The sequence below is a fragment of the Streptomyces sp. WG7 genome (assembly GCF_049975785.1).
Lineage (GTDB): Bacteria > Actinomycetota > Actinomycetes > Streptomycetales > Streptomycetaceae > Streptomyces.
The window spans coordinates 1-23391 of the sequence record NZ_JBNGGE010000027.1 but is presented as its reverse complement, the minus strand read 5'-3'; the positions used below and the strand labels follow the sequence as shown (position 1 = coordinate 23391).

Below are 23391 nucleotides of genomic sequence, written 5' to 3'. Positions count from 1 at the left end.
GAGCGTGGAGCCCGACCTGTTCACCGCCGCAGCCGAAGAACGCCAGGAGAAGGACCCGACCGGCAGTCCCCTCGCCGTGCGGATGCGTCCGCGCACCCTCGACGAGGTCGTCGGCCAGCAGCACCTGCTCAAGCCCGGTTCCCCCCTGCGCCGGCTGGTCGGCGAGGGCGCCTCCGGTCCCGCCGGACCGTCGTCCGTGATCCTCTGGGGCCCGCCGGGCACCGGCAAGACGACCCTGGCGTACGTCGTCTCCAAGGCCACCAACAAGCGCTTCGTGGAGCTGTCGGCGATCACCGCGGGCGTCAAGGAGGTCCGCGCGGTCATCGACGGCGCCCGCCGCGCGGTCGGCGGGTACGGCAAGGAGACGGTCCTCTTCCTCGACGAGATCCACCGCTTCAGCAAGGCCCAGCAGGACTCCCTGCTCCCGGCCGTCGAGAACCGCTGGGTCACCCTGATCGCCGCCACCACCGAGAACCCGTACTTCTCGGTGATCTCCCCGCTCCTGTCCCGCTCCCTCCTCCTCACCCTCGAGTCCCTGACGGACGACGACATCCGCGGCCTGCTGAAGCGCGCGCTCAGTGACGAACGCGGTCTGAAGAACGCCGTCGGCCTCCCCGAGGACACCGAGGAGCACCTGCTGCGCATCGCCGGCGGCGACGCCCGCCGCGCGCTGACCGCGCTGGAGGCCGCCGCCGGGGCCGCGCTCGACAAGGGCGAGGCCGAGGTCACCCTGGCGACGCTGGAGGAGACCGTCGACCGGGCCGCCGTGAAGTACGACCGCGACGGCGACCAGCACTACGACGTCGCCAGCGCCCTGATCAAGTCCATCCGCGGCTCCGACGTGGACGCCGCCCTGCACTACCTGGCCCGGATGATCGAGGCCGGCGAGGACCCCCGGTTCATCGCCCGCCGCCTGATGATCTCCGCCAGCGAGGACATCGGCCTCGCCGACCCGAACGCCCTGCCGATCGCCGTCGCCGCCGCCCAGGCCGTCGCCATGATCGGCTTCCCCGAGGCCGCCCTCACCCTCAGCCACGCCACCATCGCCCTGGCCCTCGCCCCCAAGTCCAACGCCGCCACCACCGCCATCGGCGCCGCCCTGGACGACGTACGCAAGGGGCACGCCGGGCCGGTCCCCGCGCACCTGCGCGACAGCCACTACAAGGGCGCGGGCAAGCTCGGACACGGACAGGGATACGTGTACCCGCACGACCTGCCGGAGGGCATCGCCGCTCAGCAGTACGCCCCGGACGAGCTGAAGGACCGCACGTACTACGCTCCGACCCGGCACGGCGCCGAGGCCAGATACGCGGACGCGGTGGAGTGGACCCGCGGGCACCTCGGTCGCAAGCGGTCCTGAGCAGCCTGTAGAATCGCCCGGAGTGCCGAGTCCCGCGCAGTCAGAACGGGACAACCGGCCGGAACCCCCAGCGGGTCCCAGGAGCGTCGCGCACCGTCGATAGGTGTCGCGGGCAGCCCACCACCACCCGGAGCTCCGGGAGCGGTCGGTGGGCCACTCGCGTGCTGCACGTATGTGCCCAGACCAGGGAGCGGCTGCCCGGCAGGTCCCTCGCGGACCAGACGGGTTTCCCCGGCTGCGGATTGCGACCTCCCTCAACCCTGACAAGCCGGAAACCAGGAAAGAGACACAGACAGTGGCGAACCAGTCCCGCCCCAAGGTCAAGAAGTCGCGTGCCCTCGGCATCGCGCTGACCCCGAAGGCCGTCAAGTACTTCGAGGCCCGCCCCTACCCGCCGGGCGAGCACGGCCGCGGCCGCAAGCAGAACTCGGACTACAAGGTCCGTCTGCTCGAGAAGCAGCGTCTGCGCGCGCAGTACGACCTCAGCGAGCGCCAGCTCGTCCGCGCCTACGAGCGTGCCTCCAAGACCAACATGAAGACCGGCGAGGCCCTGGTCATCGAGCTCGAGCGCCGTCTCGACGCGCTGGTCCTGCGTTCGGGCATCGCCCGCACGATCTACCAGGCCCGCCAGATGGTCGTGCACGGCCACATCCAGGTCAACGGCCAGAAGGTCGACAAGCCGTCCTTCCGCGTCCGCCCGGACGACGTCGTGCAGGTGCGCGAGCGCTCCAAGGAGAAGACGCTCTTCACGATCGCCCGTGAGGGTGGCTTCGCCCCCGACGGCGAGACCCCGCGCTACCTCCAGGTGAACCTCAAGGCCCTGGCGTTCCGCCTGGACCGTGAGCCGAACCGCAAGGAGATCCCGGTGATCTGCGACGAGCAGCTCGTCGTCGAGTACTACGCCCGCTGATCCCAGCAGAACGCTGCATCTCAGCAAGGCGCAGTACCTCCGCGGTACCTCAGCCCGCCGTCTCCCCGCCCTTCCGGGTGGGCGAGGCGGCGGGCTTCGCCGTTCTCGCACCCGCCGTGGCACGCCGCCCGCCCCCGCGCGGCGCCGGCAGCGAGGCCGGCGCCCCGGGCCGCCGCAGCGCCCGCGACACCGCCTCCCGCCGGCCGAGCCGAGCCCCGTGCCGTACGCACTCCTGGTACCGCTCGTCGCCCAACTGCTCCCGGGCCGCCGCCTCGCACAGCTCGTGCGGCGCGTTGTAGTGCGCCGAGCCGAACAACGGCAGCCCCACCGACGGCCACATCCGCCCCGCCGCGCCCTGCAGCACCGCGGCCTCCGCCGCGTTCCCGTCCGCCACCGTGACCAGGGCCAGCAGCTCCACCGCCAGCACCGAGCCGAGCTGGTCCCGGAAGCGGTGGGCGCCGGCCAGGCAGTCGGCCAGCAACTCGCGGGCGCGCCCCGGCTCGCCGTCGCTCCAGGCCGCGTAGGCCAGCACATACAGGGCGTAGCCCCGGGTCCAGCGCTCGCCGTGGTCCTCGCACACCTGGCGGACGTCCTCGCACAGGCGCACCGCGTCCGGCACGTCGCCCTGGAACGCCCGCGCCATCGCCAGTTCCACCTGGCCCATCAGGACGTTGCTGTTGAGCTCGCCGATCTCCCGGTAGCGCCGCAGCGCGGAACGCAGCAGCGTCTCGGCGCGCGGCATGTCGTCCGTGACCAGGGCCAGACAACCGGTGCGGTGCTCCGCGTACGCCACCGCCGTGGGGTTCGCGGACTGCTCGGCCTCCTCCCGGCACTCCTGGAGCGCCGCCAGCGCGGGCACCGTGTCGCCCTGCAGGATCGCCACGTGGGCGAGTACCCACAGCGCCTTCAGCCGGGCCGGCTCGCCCGCCGTCCGCTCCGGGTCCAGCCGCACCGCCTGCTCCAGCCAGCGCCGCCCCTCCGACAGCCGCCCGCACCCCACCCAGTGGAACCACAGGGCACCCGCCAGATACTGGCCCAGGTGCGCCTCGTCCGGCTCCGTCAGACAGTGCTCCAGGGCGCTGCGCAGGTTCGGCAGCTCCGCGTCCACCCGCGCGGTGACCTCGTGCTGGCGCGGCGAGAACCACTCCAGCTCGCACCAGGTCGCCAGGCCCACGTACCAGTCCCGGTGCCGCCGCCGTATCCGCGGCGCGTCGCCCGTCGCCTCCAGCCAGTCGGCGCCGTACGCCCGCACCGTGTCGAGCATCCGGTAGCGCACCCCGGCCGGGGTCTCCTCGCGGGCCAGCACGGACTGCGCGAGCAGCGCGGAGAGCACGTCGAGCACGTCGTCGGCGGGCAGGCCCTCGCCGCCGCACACGTACTCGGCGGCCTCCAGGTCGAACGGCCCCGCGAACACCGACAGCCGCGCCCACAGCAGCCGCTCCGCGGGCGTGCACAGCTCATGGCTCCAGCCGATCGCCGTGCGCAGGGTCCGGTGCCGGGGCAGCGCGGTGCGGTCCCCGCCGGTCAGCAGACGGAAGCGGTCGTCCAGCCGTTGCAGCACCTGTCCCGGCGACAGCGCGCCGAGCCGCCCCGCGGCCAGCTCGATCGCCAACGGGATCCCGTCCAGACGCCGGCACAGCTCGCGCATCTCCCCGTGGCCGTCGTCCAGGTCGGCGTCGTACCCGTAGGTCAGGTGCCGCTGCCGCGCCCGGACGGTCAGCAGTTCCACCGCCTCCTCCGGCCTCAGCGGTGCCAGCGGAAGCAGCCGTTCCCCGGTCACGGCCAGCGGTCTGCGCCCCACCGCCAGGACGCGCAGCCCCGAGGCCCGGCCCAGCAGGTCGGTCACGAGCGCGGCACAGGCGTCCACCAGATGCTCGACCCCGTCGAGGACCAGGAGCAGCTCTCGCTCGGCGAGGTGCGCGAGCAGCGTCTCGCGCGGCAGCCGGGTCGTGTGGTCGGTCAGGCCGAGCGCCTCCACGACCGCGTAGTCGACGAACTCCGCGTCGCGCACCGGCGCCAGTTCCACCCGCCACACCCCGTCCCGGGGCGCGCACCGCGCGGCCGCCCGCGCCGCCAGCCGCGACTTCCCGACCCCGCCGGTCCCGGTCACGGTCACCAGCCGCCCGGAGTCCAGCGCCCGGGCCAGCTCCGCGAGCTCCGCCGCTCTCCCCACGAAGGTGTCGAGTTCCAGGGAGAGGTTGCCGTGCGGGATGCCGTCGCGCCGAAGGTCTCGCATGGAACACGGAGCGTACTGAACCGTATTCACTCCGTACAATCCCTCCTCGTGACTTCACCGCACTCCGCCGCGCGCGGTCGGTAATCCGGTACGGAGCCCCGCGCCCGGCGCGATAGGCTCGGTGCACGACTTTTCCCGATGTTCAGGCACGTCTTTCAGGGAGCGGGTGCACAGTGTCCGGTGGCGAGGTGGCCGGGATCCTGGTGGCCGTCTTCTGGGCGATCCTGGTCTCCTTCCTCGCCGTCGCGCTGGCGAGGCTGGCCCAGACGCTCAGGGCGACCACCAAGCTGGTGGCGGACGTGACCGACCAGGCCGTCCCGCTGCTGTCCGACGCCTCGTCGGCGGTGCGCTCCGCGCAGACCCAGATCGACCGGGTCGACGCGATCGCCTCGGACGTCCAGGAGGTCACGTCGAACGCCTCCGCGCTGTCCACCACCGTGGCCTCCACCTTCGGCGGCCCCCTGGTCAAGGTCGCCGCGTTCGGGTACGGCGTACGGCGGGCACTCGGCGGTCGCAAGGAGGGCGAGCCCGCGGGCCCGGCCAAGCAGCCGCGGCGTACCGTGATCGTGGGCCGTACGATCCCGGACGCGCGGCGGACGAAGCGGAAGAAGGGCTGATCCAGCGATGTTCCGCCGTACGTTCTGGTTCGGCACCGGCGTCGCCGCCGGTGTGTGGGCCACCACCAAGGTCAACCGGAAGCTCAGGCAGCTGACCCCCGAGAGCCTCGCCGCCACCGCGGCGAACAAGGCGCTCGACGCGGGCACCCGGATCAAGGACCGCGCGGTGGGCTTCGCGCTCGACGTCCGCGACAACATGGCCCAGCGGGAGGCCGAACTGGACGACGCGCTCGGGCTGAACGCCCCCGTCGACCACGAACTCCCCGCACCCCGGCGTTCCCGCGCCATCGAGAACCGCAAGACCGAGAACCGCAACACCGAGAACGGCAACACCCCGACGTACGTCGACAGGACGACGTACTCGTACAACCGGAATGAGGACCACTGATGGAGTCGGCCGAGATTCGTCGCCGCTGGTTGAGCTTCTTCGAGGAGCGCGGGCACACCGTCGTCCCTTCGGCGTCGCTCATCGCGGACGACCCGACTCTGCTGCTGGTCCCGGCCGGCATGGTGCCGTTCAAGCCCTACTTCCTGGGTGAGGTCAAGCCGCCCTTCGACCGCGCCACGAGCGTGCAGAAGTGCGTGCGCACGCCGGACATCGAAGAGGTCGGCAAGACCACGCGCCACGGCACGTTCTTCCAGATGTGCGGCAACTTCTCCTTCGGCGACTACTTCAAGGAAGGCGCCATCAAGCTCGCCTGGGAGCTGCTCACCAGCCCCCAGGACAAGGGCGGTTACGGCCTCGACCCCGAGCGCCTGTGGATCACCGTCTACAAGGACGACGACGAGGCCGAGCGCATCTGGCACGACGTCGTGGGCGTCCCGTCCGAGCGCATCCAGCGGCTCGGCAAGAAGGACAACTACTGGTCCATGGGCGTCCCCGGCCCCTGCGGCCCCTGCTCCGAGATCAACTACGACCGCGGCCCCGAGTTCGGAGCCGAGGGCGGCCCCGCCGTCAACGACGAGCGGTACGTGGAGATCTGGAACCTCGTCTTCATGCAGTACGAGCGGGGCGAGGGCATCGGCAAGGAGGACTTCGAGATCCTCGGGGACCTGCCGAGCCAGAACATCGACACCGGGCTCGGCCTGGAGCGGCTCGCCATGATTCTGCAGGGCGTGCAGAACATGTACGAGATCGACACCTCCATGGCCGTCATCAAGAAGGCCACCGAGCTGACCGGCGTGGCCTACGGCGACGCCCACGCCTCGGACGTCTCCCTGCGCGTGGTCACCGACCACATGCGCACCTCCGTGATGCTCATCGGCGACGGTGTCACCCCCGGCAACGAGGGCCGCGGCTACGTGCTGCGCCGCATCATGCGCCGTGCCATCCGCAACATGCGCCTGCTCGGCGCCACCGGTCCGGTCGTCAAGGACCTGACCGACGTCGTGATCGGGATGATGGGGCAGCAGTACCCCGAGCTGATCACCGACCGCGAGCGGATCGAGAAGGTCGCCCTCGCCGAGGAGAACGCCTTCCTGAAGACGCTGAAGGCCGGTACCAACATCCTCGACACCGCCGTCAGCGACACCAAGGCCGCCGGTGGCAGCGTCCTCGCCGGCGACAAGGCCTTCCTGCTCCACGACACCTGGGGCTTCCCGATCGACCTCACCCTGGAGATGGCCGCCGAGCAGGGGCTCTCCGTGGACGAGGCCGGCTTCCGGCGCCTGATGAAGGAGCAGCGGGAGCGCGCCAAGGCCGACGCCCAGGCCAAGAAGACCGGCCACGCCGGCGCCGGCGCCTACCGCGAGATCGCCGACCAGGCCGGTGCCACCGACTTCGTCGGCTACAGCGACACCGAGAGCGAGTCTCGAATCGTCGGCATCCTCGTCGACGGTGCTTCCTCCCCGGCCGCCACCGAGGGCGACGAGGTCGAGATCGTCCTCGACCGCACCCCGTTCTACGCCGAGGGCGGCGGCCAGATCGGCGACACCGGCCGGATCAAGGTCGATTCCGGTGCCGTCATCGAGGTCCGGGACTGCCAGAAGCCGGTGCCGGGCGTGTACGTCCACAAGGGCGTCGTCCAGGTCGGCGAGATCACCGTCGGCGCCAAGGCCCACGCCTCGATCGACGACCGGCGCCGCAAGGCCATCGCCCGCGCCCACTCGGCCACCCACCTCACCCACCAGGCGCTGCGCGACGCCCTCGGCCCGACGGCCGCCCAGGCCGGTTCCGAGAACCAGCCCGGCCGCTTCCGCTTCGACTTCGGCTCGCCGTCCGCCGTGCCGACGGCCGTGATGACCGACGTCGAGCAGAAGATCAACGAGGTACTCGCCCGCGACCTCGACGTGCGCGCCGACGTCATGGGCATCGACGAGGCCAAGAAGCAGGGCGCCATCGCCGAGTTCGGCGAGAAGTACGGCGAGCGCGTACGCGTCGTGACCATCGGTGACTTCTCCAAGGAGCTGTGCGGCGGCACCCACGTGCACAACACCGCCCAGCTGGGCCTGGTCAAGCTGCTCGGCGAGTCGTCCATCGGCTCCGGGGTGCGCCGCATCGAGGCCCTGGTCGGCGTCGACGCCTACAACTTCCTCGCCCGTGAGCACACGGTCGTCGCCCAGCTCCAGGAGCTGATCAAGGGCCGTCCGGAGGAGCTCCCGGAGAAGGTCTCCGCCATGCTCGGCAAGCTGAAGGACGCCGAGAAGGAGATCGAGAAGTTCCGCGCCGAGAAGGTCCTCCAGGCCGCCGGCTCGCTCGCCGACTCCGCCAAGGACGTGCGCGGTGTCGCCCTGGTGACCGGTCAGGTCCCGGACGGCACCACCGCCGACGACCTGCGCAAGCTGGTCCTCGACGTGCGCGGCCGCATCCAGGGCGGCCGGGCCGCCGTCGTCGCCCTGTTCACCACGGTGAACGGCAAGCCCCTCACCGTCATCGCCACCAACGATGCCGCCCGCGAGCGCGGTCTCAAGGCCGGTGACCTGGTGCGTGCCGCCGCCAAGACCCTCGGTGGCGGCGGTGGCGGCAAGCCGGACGTCGCCCAGGGCGGTGGCCAGAACCCGGCCGCCATCGGTGACGCCGTCGACGCCGTCGAGCGGCTCGTGGCGGACACCGCCAAGTGAGCGACGCGAGGAACGGCCGGATGGACGGCCGGACGGAAGGTCAGGCGGAGGGCCGGACGGACGACCGGCCGGACGGCCCGGTCATGCGCCGTGGCCGCCGCCTGGCGATCGACGTCGGGGACGCCCGTATCGGGGTCGCGTCCTGCGACCCCGACGGGATCCTCGCCACGCCGGTGGAGACCGTTCCCGGACGGGACATCCCGGCAGCACACCGCCGCCTGCGGCAGCTGGTCGAGGAGTACGAGCCGATCGAGGTCGTCGTCGGTCTCCCTCGCTCCCTCAAGGGGGGTGAGGGACCGGCCGCGGTCAAGGTCAGGGGCTTCGCGCAGGAGCTGGCCCGCGGCATCGCGCCGGTGCCGGTCAGGCTCGTCGACGAGCGGATGACGACGGTGACCGCCAGTCAGGGGCTGCGCGCCTCGGGAGTGAAGTCCAAGAAGGGCCGGTCCGTCATCGACCAGGCCGCCGCTGTGATCATCCTTCAGCAGGCACTGGAATCCGAACGGGTGTCAGGCAGGCCACCCGGTGAGGGCGTCGAAGTGGTCATCTGATCGCGATACGGTAACGTTCCGCGCGATGCGGAGGCATTCGAACAGCCACCGCACAGCAAGAGGCGGAACGGAAGACGGCCCTCCATGACAGGCCGAGCGCGCCGTCGCCTCGCGGCTCTAGGGGATCGATGACTGAGTATGGCCGGGGCCCAGGCTCCGAACCGTGGCATCCGGAGGACCCGTTGTACGGGGACGGCGGATGGGGCGGACAGCAGGCCCACGCGGGTCAGCAGTCCCCCTACGGCGGCCAGCCGCAGCAGTATCCGGAGCAGCAGTCCCAGCAGCAGTACGGCGAGTGGGGCGACGGCGGCCAGTCCGCCTACGGTCAGCAGTCGCAGTACGGCCAGTACGGTCAGCAGCACCCCGAGCCGCAGTACGACCAGTACCAGCAGAATCCGCAGTACGACCAGTACGAGCAGTACGGTCAGCAGCAGTACGACCAGCAGTACGCGCCCCAGGGACAGTCCCAGCAGGGCCACGACGACGGCGGCTGGGGCACCGGCGCGCAGCCTCCCGCGCAGTACCCCGCCGACCCGTCGGACCCCTACGGGCAGCAGGCCGCCGCCTACGGCGCCGAACAGCCCGACTTCTACGGCACCCCGGAGGCGTACCCGCCCCCCGAGCCACCGGGCCGCCGGCGCGCCGAGCCCGAACCGCAGGACACCGACCGGGACCCCGGTCCCGACGAGGGAGAGCACGCCTTCTTCGCGGACGGGGACGCCGACGAGAAAGAGGACGGCGGCGACGACGGCGCAGCGCGGGGCGACCGCAGGGGCCGGGGCGGCAAGCCCAAGAAGGGCCGCAACGGAGTCGCGTGCCTCGTGGTCTGCCTGGTGCTGGGCGGCGCAGTGGCGGGAGTCGGATACTTCGGCTTCCAGTTCTACCAGGAACGTTTCGGCGCGGCCCCGGACTACGCGGGTGACGGCAACGGCGAGCAGGTGACCGTCACGATCCCCAAGGGCGCGGGCGGCTCCACCATCGGCCAGGAGCTCAAGCGGAAGGGCGTGGTGAAGAGCGTCGACGCCTTCATCGCCGCCCAGCAGAGCAACCCGCAGGGCAAGAGCATCCAGGACGGCGTGTACACGCTGCAGAAGGAGATGTCGGCCGAGGCCGCGATCGAGCTGCTGCTCAATCCCAAGAGCCGCAGCAACCTGATCATCGCCGAGGGCAAACGCAACGCCAGCATCTACAAGGATATCGACAAGCGCCTCGAACTGGACGAGGGCACCACCGCCAAGGTCGCCAAGGCCGAGTGGAAGAACCTCGGCCTGCCCGACTGGGCGATGAACCACGAGAACGTCAAGGACCCGCTGGAGGGCTTCCTCTACCCGTCGAGCTACTCGGCGGCCAAGGGCCAGAAGCCCGAGGACGTGCTGAGGCAGATGGTGGCGCGGGCCAGCGAGCAGTACGAGAAGATCGGGCTCGAGGAGAAGGCGGAGGGCCTCGGCCTCGAAGATCCGTGGCAGCTGCTCACCGTGGCGAGCCTGGTGCAGGCGGAGGGCAAGACGCACGAGGACTTCCGCATGATGTCCGAGGTCATCTACAACCGGCTCAAGCCCACCAACACCGAGACCAACCAGGAACTGCAGTTCGACTCGTCCTTCAACTACCTGCTCGGCCAGAGCGAGATCCACATCAGCGAGTCCGAGATCAACAGCAACCCGGACCCGTACAACACCTACACCAACAAGGGCCTGCCGCCCGGACCCATCAGCAACCCCGGCGAAGAGGCCCTGAAGGCGGCGCTCGATCCCACGGACGACGGCTGGATGTACTTCGTGGCCACCGACGGCCTGAGCAAGACCGAGTTCGCCAAGACGCACGACGACTTCCTGAAGCTGAAGGACAAGTTCGATGCCAGCTCGGGCAACTGACCGTCGGCGGGCCGCCGTCCTCGGCTCGCCGATCGCCCACTCCCTCTCCCCGGCCCTGCACCGCACCGCCTACGCCGAGCTGGGCCTGGAGGGCTGGACGTACGACCGCTTCGACGTCGACGAGGAGGCGCTGCCCGGCTTCTTCGAGGGGCTGGGTCCCGAGTGGGCGGGGCTGTCGCTGACCATGCCGCTCAAGCGGGCGGTCATCCCGCTGCTCGACGGGATCAGTGAGACGGCGGCCTCCGTGGACGCGGTGAACACCGTGGTCCTCACCGAGGACGGCCGCAGGACCGGCGACAACACGGACATCCCCGGCATGGTCGCCGCCCTGCGCGAGCACGGCATCGAGAAGGCCGAGACCGCGGCCGTCCTCGGCGCCGGCGCCACCGCGTCCTCCGCGTTGGCCGCGCTGGCCCGGATCTGCACCGGCGAGATCGCCGTCTACGTACGCAGCCGGGCGCGCGCCGCCGAGATGCGGGGCTGGGCCGAGCGGCTGGACGTCGACGTGCGCATCGCGGACTGGGCGGACGCCGAGGAGGCGCTGCACGCCCCTCTGGTGGTGGCCACCACCCCGGCCGGCGCCACCGACGCCCTCGCCGCCGCCGTCCCGGAGATGCCCGCGACCCTCTTCGACGTGCTCTACGACCCGTGGCCGACCGCCCTCGCCGCCCGCTGGTCGGCCCACGGCGGTGCGGTCGTCAGCGGCCTCGACCTGCTGCTGCACCAGGCGGTGCTCCAGGTGGAGCAGATGACGGGCCGCGCTCCGGCCCCCCTCGCCGCCATGCGCACGGCGGGGGAGCGGGCCCTGGCGGACCGCTAGCCTCCGTGGTCCCGCGGGCGCGCCCACGGCGTCGTCCGGCGTCCGCGCCACCGTCCGCCAGATGGACCGGCGGCCGGGTCCGGGGCCCGGACGTGGGAGGATCGGAGGTGGCGGACCGGGGCCGCGCACCCGGACACGCCGTCGCCGTACGCAGAGAAGACGCGTACGCAGGGCATAACCGGGGCGCGAGCACTGAGGAGCACCGTTGAGCAGGTTGCGCTGGCTGACCGCGGGGGAGTCCCACGGTCCCGCACTCGTCGCGACGCTGGAGGGTCTGCCCGCCGGCGTACCGATCACCACGGACATGGTGGCGGACCATCTGGCGAGGCGACGGCTCGGCTACGGTCGCGGCGCACGCATGAAGTTCGAGCGGGACGAGGTCACCTTCCTCGGCGGCGTCCGGCACGGGCTCACCCTCGGTTCCCCGGTCGCGGTCATGGTCGGCAACACCGAGTGGCCGAAGTGGGAGCAGGTCATGGCGGCCGACCCGGTCGACCCGGAGGTGCTGGCCGGCCTGGCCCGCAACGCGCCGCTGACCCGCCCCCGCCCCGGCCACGCCGACCTCGCGGGCATGCAGAAGTACGGCTTCGACGAGGCCCGGCCGATCCTGGAGCGCGCCTCCGCGCGGGAGACGGCCGCCCGGGTGGCCCTGGGCGCCGTGGCACGGTCGTACCTGAAGGAGACGGCCGGCATCGAGATCGTCAGTCACGTCGTCGAACTGGCTGCGGCGAAGGCCCCCTACGGGGTGTACCCGACCCCGGCGGACGTCGAGAAGCTGGACGCCGACCCGGTGCGCTGCCTGGACGCGGACGCCTCGAAGGCGATGGTCGCGGAGATCGACCAGGCCCACAAGGACGGCGACACCCTCGGTGGCGTGGTCGAGGTGCTGGCGTACGACGTCCCGGTCGGTCTCGGCTCGCACGTGCACTGGGACCGCCGGCTGGACGCCCGGCTGGCCGCCGCCCTCATGGGCATCCAGGCCATCAAGGGCGTCGAGGTCGGCGACGGCTTCGACCTGGCCCGGGTGCCGGGCTCGAAGGCGCACGACGAGATCCTGGCCGGTCCCGACGGCATCAGGCGGGCGTCCGGCCGCTCCGGCGGCACCGAGGGTGGTCTGACCACCGGCGAGCTGCTGCGCGTGAAGGCGGCCATGAAGCCGATCGCGACCGTGCCGCGGGCGCTCAAGACCGTGGACGTCGCCACCGGCGAGGCCACCCAGGCCCACCACCAGCGCTCCGACGTGTGCGCGGTGCCGGCGGCCGGCATCGTCGCGGAGGCGATGGTCGCCCTGGTCCTGGCGGACGCGGTCGCGGAGAAGTTCGGCGGCGACAGCGTGCCGGAGACCCGCCGCAACGTGCGGTCCTACCTCGACAACCTGGCCATCCGATGAGCGCACCGCTGATCGTCCTGGTCGGACCGATGGGCGTCGGCAAGTCCACGGTGGGGCAGCTGCTGGCCGAGCGCCTCGGCACCGGCTACCGGGACACGGACGAGGACATCGTCTCCGCGCAGGGACGGGCCATCGCCGAGATCTTCGTCGACGAGGGCGAGGCGGCCTTCCGGGCCCTGGAGAAGGAGTCCGTACGGACCGCGCTCGCCGGGCACGAGGGCGTTCTCGCCCTCGGCGGCGGCGCGATCCTGGACGCCGACACCCGCGCGCTGCTCGCCGGACAGCGCGTCGTCTACCTCTCGATGGACGTCGAGGAGGCCGTCCGGCGCACCGGCCTGAACGCCGCGCGCCCGCTCCTCGCGGTCAACCCGCGCAAGCAGTGGCGCGAGCTGATGGAGGCCCGCCGCGGCCTCTACGAAGAGGTCGCCACGGTCGTCGTCGCCACGGACGGCCGCACGCCCGAAGAAGTCACCCAAGCCGTCCTGGACGCAGTGGAGTTGAAGGAAGCATGAGCGAGGCAGTCACCCGGATCCAGGTCGGCGGCACCGCGGGCAGCGATGCCTACGAGGTTCTGGTGGGCCGACAGCTCCTGGGCGAGCTGGCCGGGCTGATCGGCCCGAGGGCCAAGCGGGTCGCGGTGATCCACCCGGAGGCCCTCGCCGAGACCGGCGACGCGCTGCGCGCCGACCTCGCGGGGCAGGGCTACGAGGCGATCGCCATCCAGGTGCCCAACGCCGAGGAGGCGAAGACCGCCGAGGTCGCCGCCTACTGCTGGAAGGCGCTGGGCCAGTCCGGCTTCACCCGCACCGACGTGATCGTCGGCGTCGGCGGCGGCGCCAGCACCGACCTGGCCGGGTTCGTGGCCGCGACCTGGCTGCGCGGCGTCCGCTGGATCGCCGTCCCCACCACCGTGCTGGCCATGGTGGACGCGGCCGTCGGCGGCAAGACCGGCATCAACACCGCCGAGGGCAAGAACCTCGTCGGCTCCTTCCACCCGCCCGCCGGCGTCCTGTGCGACCTGGCCGCCCTGGACTCGCTCCCGGTCAACGACTACGTCTCCGGACTCGCCGAGGTCATCAAGGCCGGCTTCATCGCCGACCCGGCGATCCTCGACCTGATCGAGTCCGACCCCCAGGCCGCGCGCACCCCGGCCGGACCGCACACCGCGGAGCTGATCGTGCGCTCCATCAAGGTCAAGGCGGAGGTCGTCTCCTCCGACCTGAAGGAAGCGGGCCTGCGGGAGATCCTCAACTACGGCCACACCCTCGGCCACGCCATCGAGAAGAACGAGCGCTACAAGTGGCGTCACGGCGCCGCCGTCTCCGTCGGCATGCACTTCGCCGCCGAACTGGGCCGCCTCGCGGGCCGTCTGGACGACGCCACCGCCGACCGGCACCGCAGCATCCTCGAAGCGGTCGGCCTGCCCCTGCACTACCGCTACGACCAGTGGCCCAAGCTCGTCGAGAACATGAAGGTCGACAAGAAGTCCCGCGGAGACCTGCTGCGCTTCATCGTCCTGGACGGCCTCGCCAAGCCCACCGTGCTGGAGGGACCCGACCCGGCCGTCCTCCTCGCCGCCTACGGCGAGGTGGGCGAGTAGTACCCCGCCGCACCTTCCGCCCGATTCGCCTTGCGCGACGGGCACTTCGTACCGCCCCCGGCCGTTCACCGAACGACGGCCGGGGGCGGTACCGTTCGGACGGGGATCCCCTCACGCCCTTTAGGCTGTGGGGAAGCGGGCGGGCCCCCCTTCCCGCCGCCAGCGCCCATCGCCTGTACGAGACGGAGTGGCACCGGATGCAGCACGCAGTGGGTTCTCCGCTGCCGCCGCCCCATCAGCCGGGGCACGGACCGGCCGTCGGCTGGTCACCGGCCGCGCACCACCCGGGCCCGCACCAGGGTTCCAGCCCCGTACCGCCGCCCGCGGCGCCGGGCTACCCCATGCGGGCCCCGCACCCCGCGGCTCCCCAGCAGGCCCCGCACCAGGCTCCGGGACCTCACCAGGCCCAAGGTCTGCACCAGGCTCCGGGACCTCACCCGGCCCCGGGACCTCACCAGGCCCAGGGTCCGCACCAGGCTCCGGGTCCGCACCAGGCGGCTCCCGTGCCGCCCCCGCCGGACACCACCGGCCACGTACCGCTGCCGCCCGGCGGCCCCGTGGCCGTGCCCAGCGTGCCGCCTGCCGCGTCCACCGCGCCCGACCCGGCCACGACCACCCTGGCGGTGCTGCTCATCGGACCCGCGGGAGCCGGCAAGACCAGCGTCGCCAAGTACTGGGCGGACCACCGCCGGGTCCCCACCGCCCACATCAGCCTCGACGACGTCCGCGAATGGGTCCGCTCCGGCTTCGCCGACCCCCAGACCGGGTGGAACGAGAACTCCGAGGCCCAGTACCGCCTCGCCCGCCGCACCTGCGGCTTCTCCGCCCGCAACTTCCTCGCCAACGGCATCTCCTGCATCCTCGACGACGCGGTCTTCCCGGACCGCCCCGTCGTCGGCCTCGGCGGCTGGAAGCGGCACGTCGGCCCCGGCCTGCTCCCGGTCGTCCTCCTGCCGGGCCTGGACATCGTCCTGGAGCGCAACGCCGAACGCAGCGGCAACCGGCGGCTCACCGACGAGGAGGTCGCCCGCATCCACGGCCGTATGGCCGGCTGGTACGGCTCGGGTCTCCCGATCATCGACAACTCCACGCTGGACATACCGGAAACCGCCCAGGTCCTGAACGAGGTCCTGACCCGTTCCATAGCAAGCCCGCCGAACTGGTAGCGAGAGGGAGACCGGGGAGCGCCCGAAGGGGCGCGGGGAACTGCGCGACCAGCCCCACCGGCGGCCGGACGGCGCACAACCTCCAGTCGCCCCCCGCAGACCGACCGCCCTCGCTTCCCCACTCGGCCTCTCCCGAGCGGCGCCCCCCGAGCGGAGCTCTTACGCTCGGCCCATGTCAGAGGTGTACGCGGCCCGCCGGACGCGCCTACGAGAACGCTGCAACGCGGGCGGCAGCGCGGCGGCGCTCGTCTCCCGGCCCGCCAACGTGCGCTATCTCGCGGGCGCGGCCCCGCACGGCGCCGTGCTGCTGCTCGGCAAGACCGAGGATCTGCTGGTCTGCTCGGGCCCGCCGGACGACCGGCCGACGGACGGCGTCCGGCCCGACGACTCCCTGCCGGTGCGGGCGCTGCCCGGACCCGGCGGTGACCCGGCCGTCGCGGCCACCGGCCTCGCCGCGGCCCAGGGGGCCGAGTCCCTCGCCACCGAGGACCACCACCTCACCGTGGTCCGGCACCGCGCCATGCACTCGGTCGCACCCCGGCTGCGCCTGACCGACCTCGGTCAGGCGGTCGAGCAGCTCCGGGTGGTCAAGGACGAGGAGGAGATCTCCTGCCTGCGCATCGGCGCCGAGATCGCCGACCAGGCCCTCGGCGAACTCCTGGAGTCCATCCTGGTCGGCCGCACCGAGCGGCACCTCGCCCTGGAGCTGGAGCGCCGGCTGGTCGACCACGGCGCCGACGGCCCCGCCTTCCCCACCTCCGTCGGCACGGGCCCGAACTCGGGGCGCCGCGGCCACCGCCCCACCGACCGGCGCGTGGAGGAGGGCGACTTCCTCTCCGTCTGCCTGGGCGCGACCTACCGCGGCTACCGCTGCGAGATCGGCCGTACGTTCGTCATCGGCACCTCGCCGGCCGACTGGCAGATCGAACTGTACGACCTCGTCTTCTCCGCCCAGCGGGCCGGCCGGGAGGCCCTCGCACCCGGCGCCGCCTGCCGCGATGTCGATCGCGCCGCCCGCCAGGCACTGGACTCGGCCGGGTACGCGGAGAACCTTCCGACCCTCACCGGCCACGGTGTCGGACTCGAAATCGACGAGGACCCGCAGTTGGCCCCCGCGGCCATGGGTAAACTGGACGCTTGTGTGCCGGTCACCGTCGAACCGGGGGTCCACCTCCCGGGCCGGGGCGGGGTCCGGATCGATGACACGCTCGTCGTGCGCCCCGAGGCGGACGGCGGACCCGAGCTACTCACCATCACGACCAAGGAGCTGCTCGCGCTCTAGCCTTCGCGCTGCGCGCCTGCCCGCCCCGAGGTCGTCCACGTCAGTCCAGTCCAGGAGATTCCGCAACCGTGGCTTCCACGAACGACCTCAAGAACGGCATGGTGCTCAAGCTCGAAGGCGGCCAGCTCTGGTCCGTCGTCGAGTTCCAGCACGTCAAGCCCGGCAAGGGCCCTGCCTTCGTGCGCACCAAGCTCAAGAACGTGCTCTCCGGCAAGACCGTCGACAAGACCTTCAACGCCGGCGTCAAGGTCGAGACGGCCACTGTCGACAAGCGTGACATGCAGTTCTCCTACATGGACGGCGAGTACTTCGTCTTCATGGACATGGAGACCTACGACCAGCTGCACGTCGACCGCAAGGCCGTCGGCGACGCCGCCAACTTCCTGATCGAGGGCTTCACCGCCACCGTCGCCCAGCACGAGGGCGAGGTGCTCTTCGTCGAGCTGCCCGCCGCCGTCGAGCTGACCATCCAGGAGACCGAGCCCGGCGTCCAGGGCGACCGCTCCACCGGCGGCACCAAGCCCGCCACGCTGGAGACCGGCTACCAGATCCAGGTCCCGCTCTTCATCACCACCGGTGAGAAGATCAAGGTCGACACCCGCTCGAGCGACTACCTCGGCCGGGTGAACAGCTAACCGTGGCTGCCCGCAACACGGCCCGCAAGCGCGCCTTCCAGATCCTCTTCGAGGGCGATCAGCGCGGCGCCGACGTCCTGACGGTACTCGCCGACTGGGTCCGGCACTCCCGGTCCGACACCCGGCAGCCGCCGGTGAGCGAGTACACGATGGAGCTGGTCGAGGGCTACGCCGAGCGCGCGCAGCGCATCGACGAGCTCATCGCCCAGTACTCGGTCGGCTGGACGCTCGACCGCATGCCGGTCGTCGACCGCAACATCCTGCGCCTGGGCGCGTACGAGCTGATCTGGGTCGACGCGACCCCGGACGCCGTCGTCCTGGACGAGATGGTGCAGCTGGCGAAGGAGTTCTCCACGGACGATTCGCCCGCGTTCGTCAACGGACTGCTCGGCCGGCTGAAGGACCTCAAGCCCTCGCTGCGTCGCGACGAGAGCTGAGAGAGGCGCCGGGACCGACAGAGGGAAAGACCCCCACCGCGCCGGAGGGCCCGCAGCAGGCGCGCTGCGGGCCCTCCGGCGCGGTCACGCCGCACCGCCCGGCCTGAGCCCCGGCGGCACGTTTCTGCTGAGGCGGTCGTGCCTCAGACCTCCTCGTGGGACGCCACGGCGCGCCGCGCGTCCGCGTCCAGGACACCCCAGCTGATCAGCTGCTCGGTGAGGACCGAGGGCGACTGGTCGTAGATGACGGCGAGCGTGCGCAGGTCGTCCTGGCGGATCGAGAGCACCTTGCCGTTGTAGTCACCGCGCTGCGACTGGATCGTGGCCGCGTAACGCTGCAGCGGGCCCGCCTTCTCGGCCGGCACCGTGGCCAGCTGTTCCAGGTCCAGGACCAGCTTCGGCGGCGGCTCGGCGGCACCGCCCGGGGTGGTGCCCGGCAGCAGCTCCTGCACGGGAACGCCGTAGAAATCCGCCAGCTCGGCGAGGCGCTGCACGGTGACGGCACGGTCGCCGCGCTCGTACGAACCGACCACGACGGCCTTCCAGCGGCCCTGGGACTTCTCCTCGACACCGTGGAGGGAAAGGCCCTGCTGGGTGCGGATGGCCCGGAGCTTGGCCCCGAGCTGTTTGGCGTATTCGCTGGACATATGGCTCCCCGGACAAGGTGTCGACGCGGCCTGCTGTGTTGCGTGCCGCTCGGCTGGTAACTCACTGTGAGGTTACGCAGCGTTACTCTCCTGCGTCAAGCCGAATGGTCCGCACCGGCTCTTCCGTGGTATCCGCGATCCGTTACTCCGAGCGGGTGACGCGGACGCGGCACAAGGGTGACGGGGGAGTGTTCGGGGTGCCGTCGGAGGCGCTCTTGTGAGCCTGATACCGTAGGTGGCGCATATCCGACGTCCTTTAACGTCCGTCCCGTGAGGCGGAGAAGGAGGTCCGTTTCTTATGGACAAGCGGCAGAACCATCAGCAGGACGTGCGGCAGAACGCACGCGAGAACACCCCGCCGGACACGCGGTCCGAAGCGCGGCCCGTTCTCGAAGGGCCCGACATCGCACGGGTCCTGACCCGCATCGCCCACGAGATCGTCGAACGCGCCAAGGGCGCCGACGACGTGGTGCTCCTCGGCATTCCGACCCGGGGTGTCTTCCTGGCCCGGCGGCTCGCCGAAAAGCTCGAGCAGATCACCGAGCGCAAGATGCCGGTCGGCTCGCTCGACATCACCATGTACCGCGACGACCTGCGCATGCACCCGCCGCGTGCGCTGGCCCGCACCGAGATTCCCGGTGACGGCATCGACGGCCGGCTGGTCGTCCTGGTCGACGACGTGCTCTTCTCCGGCCGCACCATCCGGGCCGCCCTCGACGCGCTGAACGACATCGGCCGCCCGCGCGCGGTGCAGCTCGCGGTCCTCGTCGACCGCGGTCACCGCGAACTGCCCATCCGCGCCGACTACGTCGGCAAGAACCTCCCCACGTCACTGCGGGAGACGGTCAAGGTCCAGCTCGCCGAGGAGGACGGTCGCGACACCGTGCTGCTCGGCGCGAAGCCGGCCGCCCCGGGCGCCCACCACTAGCACCTCGCGAACGCGTACCGCCGTGCCGTACGCCCGCCCGGTGTGCCCACGCGCGCGCCCGGCCGCCCGAATTATCCCGTTCTTCCGCATGAATTGCCTTACGGAGCCTGACAGATGCAGCGTCATCTCATCTCGGCCGCCGACCTCACCCGCGACGACGCCGTCCTGATCCTCGACACCGCCGAGGAGATGGCCCGGGTCGCCGACCGGCCGATCAAGAAACTGCCCACCCTGCGCGGCCGTACCGTCGTCAACCTCTTCTTCGAGGACTCGACGAGGACCCGGATCTCCTTCGAGGCCGCCGAGAAGCGCCTGTCCGCGGACGTCATCAACTTCACCGCCAAGGGTTCGAGCGTCTCCAAGGGCGAGTCCCTGAAGGACACCGCCCAGACCCTGGAGGCCATGGGCGTCGACGCGGTCGTCATCCGGCACGGCGCCTCCGGCGCGCCGTACCGCCTGGCCACCTCCGGCTGGATCGACGCCCACGTCATCAACGCCGGCGACGGCACCCACCAGCACCCCACCCAGGCCCTGCTGGACGCGTTCACCATGCGCCGCCGCCTGGTCGGCCGCGACGCCGGCCTCGGCAAGGACCTGGACGGGCGCCGGATCACCCTCGTCGGCGACATCCTGCACAGCCGGGTCGCCCGTTCCAACGTCGACCTGCTGCACACCCTCGGCGCCGAGGTCACCCTCGTCGCGCCGCCCACCCTGCTGCCGGTCGGCGTGGAGACCTGGCCCTGCGAGGTCTCGTACGACCTCGACTCGACGCTGACCAAGTCCGACGCGGTGATGCTGCTGCGCGTGCAGCGCGAGCGCATGAACGCCGCGTTCTTCCCGACCGAGCGCGAGTACACCCGGCGCTACGGCCTCGACGGCGACCGCATGGCCAAGATGCCCGACCACGCCATCGTGATGCACCCCGGCCCGATGGTCCGCGGCATGGAGATCACCGCGGAGGTCGCCGACTCCGACCGCTGCACCGCCGTCGAGCAGGTCACCAACGGCGTGTCCATCCGGATGGCCGTCCTGTACCTGCTGCTCGGCGGCAACGAACCCGCCGCGACCCACGCCCGCACCACCGAGGAGAAGTAAGACAGATGAGCAAGACCCTGATCCGCGGTGCGAAGGTGCTCGGCGGCGAGCCGCAGGACGTGCTGATCGACGGCTCCGTCATCGAGGCGGTCGGCCGCGGCCTGTCCGCCGACGGCGCCGAGGTCGTCGAGGCCGACGGCAAGGTGCTGCTGCCCGGCCTGGTCGACCTGCACACCCACCTGCGCGAGCCCGGCCGCGAGGACTCCGAGACCGTCCTGACCGGCACCCGCGCGGCGGCGACCGGCGGCTACACCAACGTCTTCGCCATGGCCAACACCTTCCCGGTCGCCGACACCGCCGGCGTCGTCGAGCAGGTCTGGCGGCTCGGCAAGGAGTCCGGCTACTGCGACGTGCAGCCCATCGGCGCCGTCACCGTCGGCCTGGAGGGCAGCAAGCTCGCCGAGCTGGGCGCCATGCACGAGTCCGCGGCCGGCGTCACCGTCTTCTCCGACGACGGCAAGTGCGTCCACGACGCCGTGATCATGCGCCGCGCCCTGGAGTACGTGAAGGCCTTCGGCGGCGTCGTCGCCCAGCACGCCCAGGAGCCCCGGCTGACCGAGGGCGCCCAGATGAACGAGGGCGTCGTCTCCGCCGAGCTGGGCCTCGGGGGCTGGCCGGCCGTCGCCGAGGAGTCGATCATCGCCCGGGACGTGCTGCTCGCCGAGCACGTCGGCTCCCGCGTCCACATCTGCCACCTGTCCACGGCGGGCAGCGTCGAGATCGTCCGCTGGGCCAAGTCCCGCGGCATCGACGTCACCGCCGAGGTCACCCCGCACCACCTGCTCCTCACCGACGAGCTGGTCCGCTCCTACAACCCGGTCTACAAGGTCAACCCGCCGCTGCGCACCGAGCGCGACGTGATGGCCCTGCGCGAGGCGCTCGCCGACGGCACGATCGACATCGTCGCCACCGACCACGCCCCGCACCCGCACGAGGACAAGGACTGCGAGTGGGCCGCCGCCGCCATGGGCATGGTGGGCCTGGAGACCGCGCTGTCGGTGGTCCAGGAGACCATGGTGGACACGGGCCTGCTGGACTGGGCCGGCGTCGCCGACCGGATGTCCGTCAAGCCCGCGCAGATCGGACAGGCCACCGGACACGGCCGTCCCGTCTCGGCTGGTGAGCCCGCCAACCTCACCCTCGTCGACACGGCATACCGTGGCCAGGTGGACCCCGCGGGCTTCGCCTCGCGCAGCCGCAACACCCCCTACGAGGGGCGTGAGCTGCCGGGCCGTGTGACGCACACGTGGCTGCGGGGCAAGGCCACGCTCGTCGACGGGAAGCTCACGTGACACCTGTAATCCTACTGGCCGCCGAGAAGGAATCGGCGGAAGTGACCGACTGGGCCGCCCGCATCGGCTGGGTCGTCGGCCTCGGCCTGTTCGTCGCGCTCGTCTACTGGCTGATGCGCGAGGGCTGGAAGTGGCGCAGCACCCTCCAGGGCGACCTGCCCGAGCTGCCCACCGCGCCGGAACAGCCGGGCCCGGCCAGACTGACGATGAGCGGCCGCTACCACGGCTCCACCAGCGCCGGGCAGTGGCTGGACCGCATCGTGGCGCACGGCCTGGGCACCCGCAGCCGGGTCGAGCTCACGCTGACGGACGCGGGCCTGGACGTCGTACGCCCCGGCGCGAACGACTTCTTCGTCCCCGTCACGGCGCTGCGCGAGGCCCGGCTCGACAAGGGCATCGCCGGCAAGGTGCTCACCGAGGGCGGCCTGCTGGTCGTCACCTGGGAGCACGGCGACAAGCTGATCGACTCCGGCTTCCGCTCCGACCACGCGGCCGAGCACAACGAGTGGGTCGAGACACTGAACGACATGATCAAGAAGACGGAAACGGAAGGCGCACGATGACGACCTCCACCCGGGGAGCTGTGAAAACTCCCGCCGTACTCGTCCTGGAGGACGGCCGGATCTTCCGCGGCCGTGCCTACGGGGCCGTGGGGGCCACCTTCGGCGAAGCCGTGTTCTCCACCGGCATGACCGGCTACCAGGAGACCCTCACCGACCCGTCGTACCACCGCCAGGTGGTCGTGATGACCGCCCCGCACGTGGGCAACACCGGCGTCAACGACGAGGACATGGAGTCCAAGAAGATCTGGGTCTCCGGCTACGTCGTGCGCGACCCCGCGCGCGTGCCCTCCAACTGGCGCTCCACGCGCTCACTGGACGAGGAGCTGGCCGCCCAGGGCGTCGTCGGCATCTCCGGCATCGACACCCGCGCCCTCACCCGCCACCTGCGCGAGCGCGGCGCCATGCGCGTCGGCATCTTCAGCGGGGACGCGATCCAGGACGACGCCGCGCTGCTGGCCCGCGTCCAGGAAGCCCCCGAGATGACCGGCGCCGACCTCTCCGCCGAGGTCGCCACCACCGAGGCGTATGTCGTCCCGGCGGTCGGCGAGAAGAGGTTCACCGTCGCCGCCGTCGACCTCGGCATCAAGGGCATGACCCCGCACCGGATGGCCGAGCGTGGCATCGAGGTGCACGTGCTGCCGGCGACGGCGACCGTCGAGGACGTCTACGCGGTCGAGCCGGACGGTGTGTTCTTCTCCAACGGCCCCGGTGACCCGTCCACCGCCGATCACCCGGTTTCCGTGATGCGGGGTGTCCTGGAGCGTGGCACCCCGTTGTTCGGGATCTGCTTCGGGAACCAGATCCTGGGCCGTGCGCTGGGCTTCGGGACCTTCAAGCTGAAGTACGGGCATCGGGGCATCAACCAGCCGGTGCAGGACCGTACGACCGGCAAGGTCGAGGTGACCGCGCACAACCACGGGTTCGCGGTCGA

Annotated in this window: 22 protein-coding genes; 20 read left to right on the top strand and 2 right to left on the bottom strand. The window is 71.6% G+C overall.

What is annotated here, in order from left to right; genetic code table 11:
- Positions 1-4: 4 nt before the first annotated feature.
- Positions 5-1360, top strand: coding sequence for a replication-associated recombination protein A (locus ACP4J0_RS24265; RefSeq protein ID WP_426600784.1), 1356 nt, complete (start codon positions 5-7; stop codon positions 1358-1360).
- A 295-nt stretch (positions 1361-1655) separates the two neighbouring features.
- Positions 1656-2270 carry a 30S ribosomal protein S4 gene (rpsD, locus tag ACP4J0_RS24260; RefSeq protein WP_030185023.1) on the top strand — a complete coding sequence of 205 codons (615 nt, stop codon included), beginning with the start codon at positions 1656-1658 and terminating at the stop codon, positions 2268-2270.
- 49 nt (positions 2271-2319) lie between these two features.
- On the opposite strand, the gene ACP4J0_RS24255 is transcribed toward rpsD, so the two are convergent.
- Positions 2320-4506, bottom strand: a complete 2187-nt coding sequence (locus tag ACP4J0_RS24255) for an ATP-binding protein (RefSeq protein ID WP_426600783.1) — start codon at positions 4504-4506, stop codon at positions 2320-2322.
- Between the two features lie 173 nt (positions 4507-4679).
- Between ACP4J0_RS24255 and ACP4J0_RS24250 the strand changes: the two genes are divergently transcribed.
- From ACP4J0_RS24250 to nusB, 13 genes are all read left to right on the top strand, one after another.
- Complete coding sequence (locus tag ACP4J0_RS24250; RefSeq protein ID WP_426600782.1) at positions 4680-5123, top strand: DUF948 domain-containing protein; 444 nt, start codon at positions 4680-4682, stop codon at positions 5121-5123.
- Between the two features lie 7 nt (positions 5124-5130).
- On the top strand, positions 5131-5511 hold the full coding sequence (locus tag ACP4J0_RS24245; protein ID WP_426600781.1) for a hypothetical protein: 381 nt from the start codon (positions 5131-5133) through the stop codon (positions 5509-5511).
- Positions 5511-8183, top strand: a complete 2673-nt coding sequence (gene alaS / locus ACP4J0_RS24240; RefSeq protein ID WP_426600780.1) for an alanine--tRNA ligase — start codon at positions 5511-5513, stop codon at positions 8181-8183. Before ACP4J0_RS24245 ends, alaS begins: the two co-directional genes overlap by 1 nt.
- 83 nt (positions 8184-8266) lie before the next feature.
- Entirely contained in the window at positions 8267-8731 is a 465-nt protein-coding gene (gene ruvX, locus ACP4J0_RS24235; protein ID WP_426600856.1) for a Holliday junction resolvase RuvX, read from the top strand.
- Between the two features lie 128 nt (positions 8732-8859).
- Positions 8860-10605: an endolytic transglycosylase MltG gene (gene mltG / locus ACP4J0_RS24230; protein ID WP_426600779.1), complete on the top strand. Its 1746-nt coding sequence runs from the start codon at positions 8860-8862 to the stop codon at positions 10603-10605.
- Positions 10586-11425 (top strand): shikimate dehydrogenase, encoded by an 840-nt coding sequence (locus tag ACP4J0_RS24225; RefSeq protein ID WP_426600778.1) that lies wholly within the window; start codon positions 10586-10588, stop codon positions 11423-11425. The genes mltG and ACP4J0_RS24225 overlap by 20 nt, the downstream gene beginning before the upstream one ends.
- Positions 11426-11630: 205 nt before the next feature.
- Complete coding sequence (gene aroC / locus ACP4J0_RS24220; RefSeq protein ID WP_426600777.1) at positions 11631-12815, top strand: chorismate synthase; 1185 nt, start codon at positions 11631-11633, stop codon at positions 12813-12815.
- The gene (locus ACP4J0_RS24215; protein WP_426600776.1) at positions 12812-13327 is read left to right on the top strand and encodes a shikimate kinase; all 516 of its coding nucleotides are present in this window, start codon (positions 12812-12814) and stop codon (positions 13325-13327) included. The genes aroC and ACP4J0_RS24215 overlap by 4 nt, the downstream gene beginning before the upstream one ends.
- Positions 13324-14415 carry a 3-dehydroquinate synthase gene (gene aroB / locus ACP4J0_RS24210; protein ID WP_426600775.1) on the top strand — a complete coding sequence of 364 codons (1092 nt, stop codon included), beginning with the start codon at positions 13324-13326 and terminating at the stop codon, positions 14413-14415. Before ACP4J0_RS24215 ends, aroB begins: the two co-directional genes overlap by 4 nt.
- A gap of 197 nt (positions 14416-14612) precedes the next feature.
- Positions 14613-15581 carry a Pro-rich N-terminal domain-containing protein gene (locus ACP4J0_RS24205; RefSeq protein ID WP_426600774.1) on the top strand — a complete coding sequence of 323 codons (969 nt, stop codon included), beginning with the start codon at positions 14613-14615 and terminating at the stop codon, positions 15579-15581.
- A gap of 172 nt (positions 15582-15753) precedes the next feature.
- Complete coding sequence (locus ACP4J0_RS24200; protein ID WP_426600773.1) at positions 15754-16863, top strand: aminopeptidase P family protein; 1110 nt, start codon at positions 15754-15756, stop codon at positions 16861-16863.
- Between the two features lie 68 nt (positions 16864-16931).
- Positions 16932-17498, top strand: coding sequence for an elongation factor P (gene efp / locus ACP4J0_RS24195; protein WP_398136554.1), 567 nt, complete (start codon positions 16932-16934; stop codon positions 17496-17498).
- A gap of 2 nt (positions 17499-17500) precedes the next feature.
- Positions 17501-17935: a transcription antitermination factor NusB gene (nusB, locus tag ACP4J0_RS24190; RefSeq protein WP_426518876.1), complete on the top strand. Its 435-nt coding sequence runs from the start codon at positions 17501-17503 to the stop codon at positions 17933-17935.
- A 143-nt stretch (positions 17936-18078) separates the two neighbouring features.
- Here the strand turns inward: nusB and bldD are convergent, their stop codons facing one another.
- Positions 18079-18582: a transcriptional regulator BldD gene (gene bldD / locus ACP4J0_RS24185; RefSeq protein ID WP_398136652.1), complete on the bottom strand. Its 504-nt coding sequence runs from the start codon at positions 18580-18582 to the stop codon at positions 18079-18081.
- Positions 18583-18880: 298 nt separating this feature from the next.
- Here bldD and pyrR point away from each other — a divergent pair, with 298 nt between their 5' ends.
- The 5 genes from pyrR to carA all read left to right on the top strand — a co-directional run.
- Positions 18881-19510 carry a bifunctional pyr operon transcriptional regulator/uracil phosphoribosyltransferase PyrR gene (gene pyrR / locus ACP4J0_RS24180; RefSeq protein ID WP_426600771.1) on the top strand — a complete coding sequence of 210 codons (630 nt, stop codon included), beginning with the start codon at positions 18881-18883 and terminating at the stop codon, positions 19508-19510.
- A 114-nt stretch (positions 19511-19624) separates the two neighbouring features.
- The gene (locus tag ACP4J0_RS24175) at positions 19625-20605 is read left to right on the top strand and encodes an aspartate carbamoyltransferase catalytic subunit (protein ID WP_426600770.1); all 981 of its coding nucleotides are present in this window, start codon (positions 19625-19627) and stop codon (positions 20603-20605) included.
- A 5-nt stretch (positions 20606-20610) separates the two neighbouring features.
- The gene (locus ACP4J0_RS24170) at positions 20611-21897 is read left to right on the top strand and encodes a dihydroorotase (RefSeq protein WP_426600769.1); all 1287 of its coding nucleotides are present in this window, start codon (positions 20611-20613) and stop codon (positions 21895-21897) included.
- The gene (locus tag ACP4J0_RS24165) at positions 21894-22460 is read left to right on the top strand and encodes a hypothetical protein (protein WP_426600768.1); all 567 of its coding nucleotides are present in this window, start codon (positions 21894-21896) and stop codon (positions 22458-22460) included. The genes ACP4J0_RS24170 and ACP4J0_RS24165 overlap by 4 nt, the downstream gene beginning before the upstream one ends.
- A partial coding sequence (gene carA, locus ACP4J0_RS24160; RefSeq protein ID WP_426600767.1) for a glutamine-hydrolyzing carbamoyl-phosphate synthase small subunit occupies positions 22457-23391 on the top strand: 935 nt, incomplete at its 3' end. The genes ACP4J0_RS24165 and carA, both read left to right, overlap by 4 nt.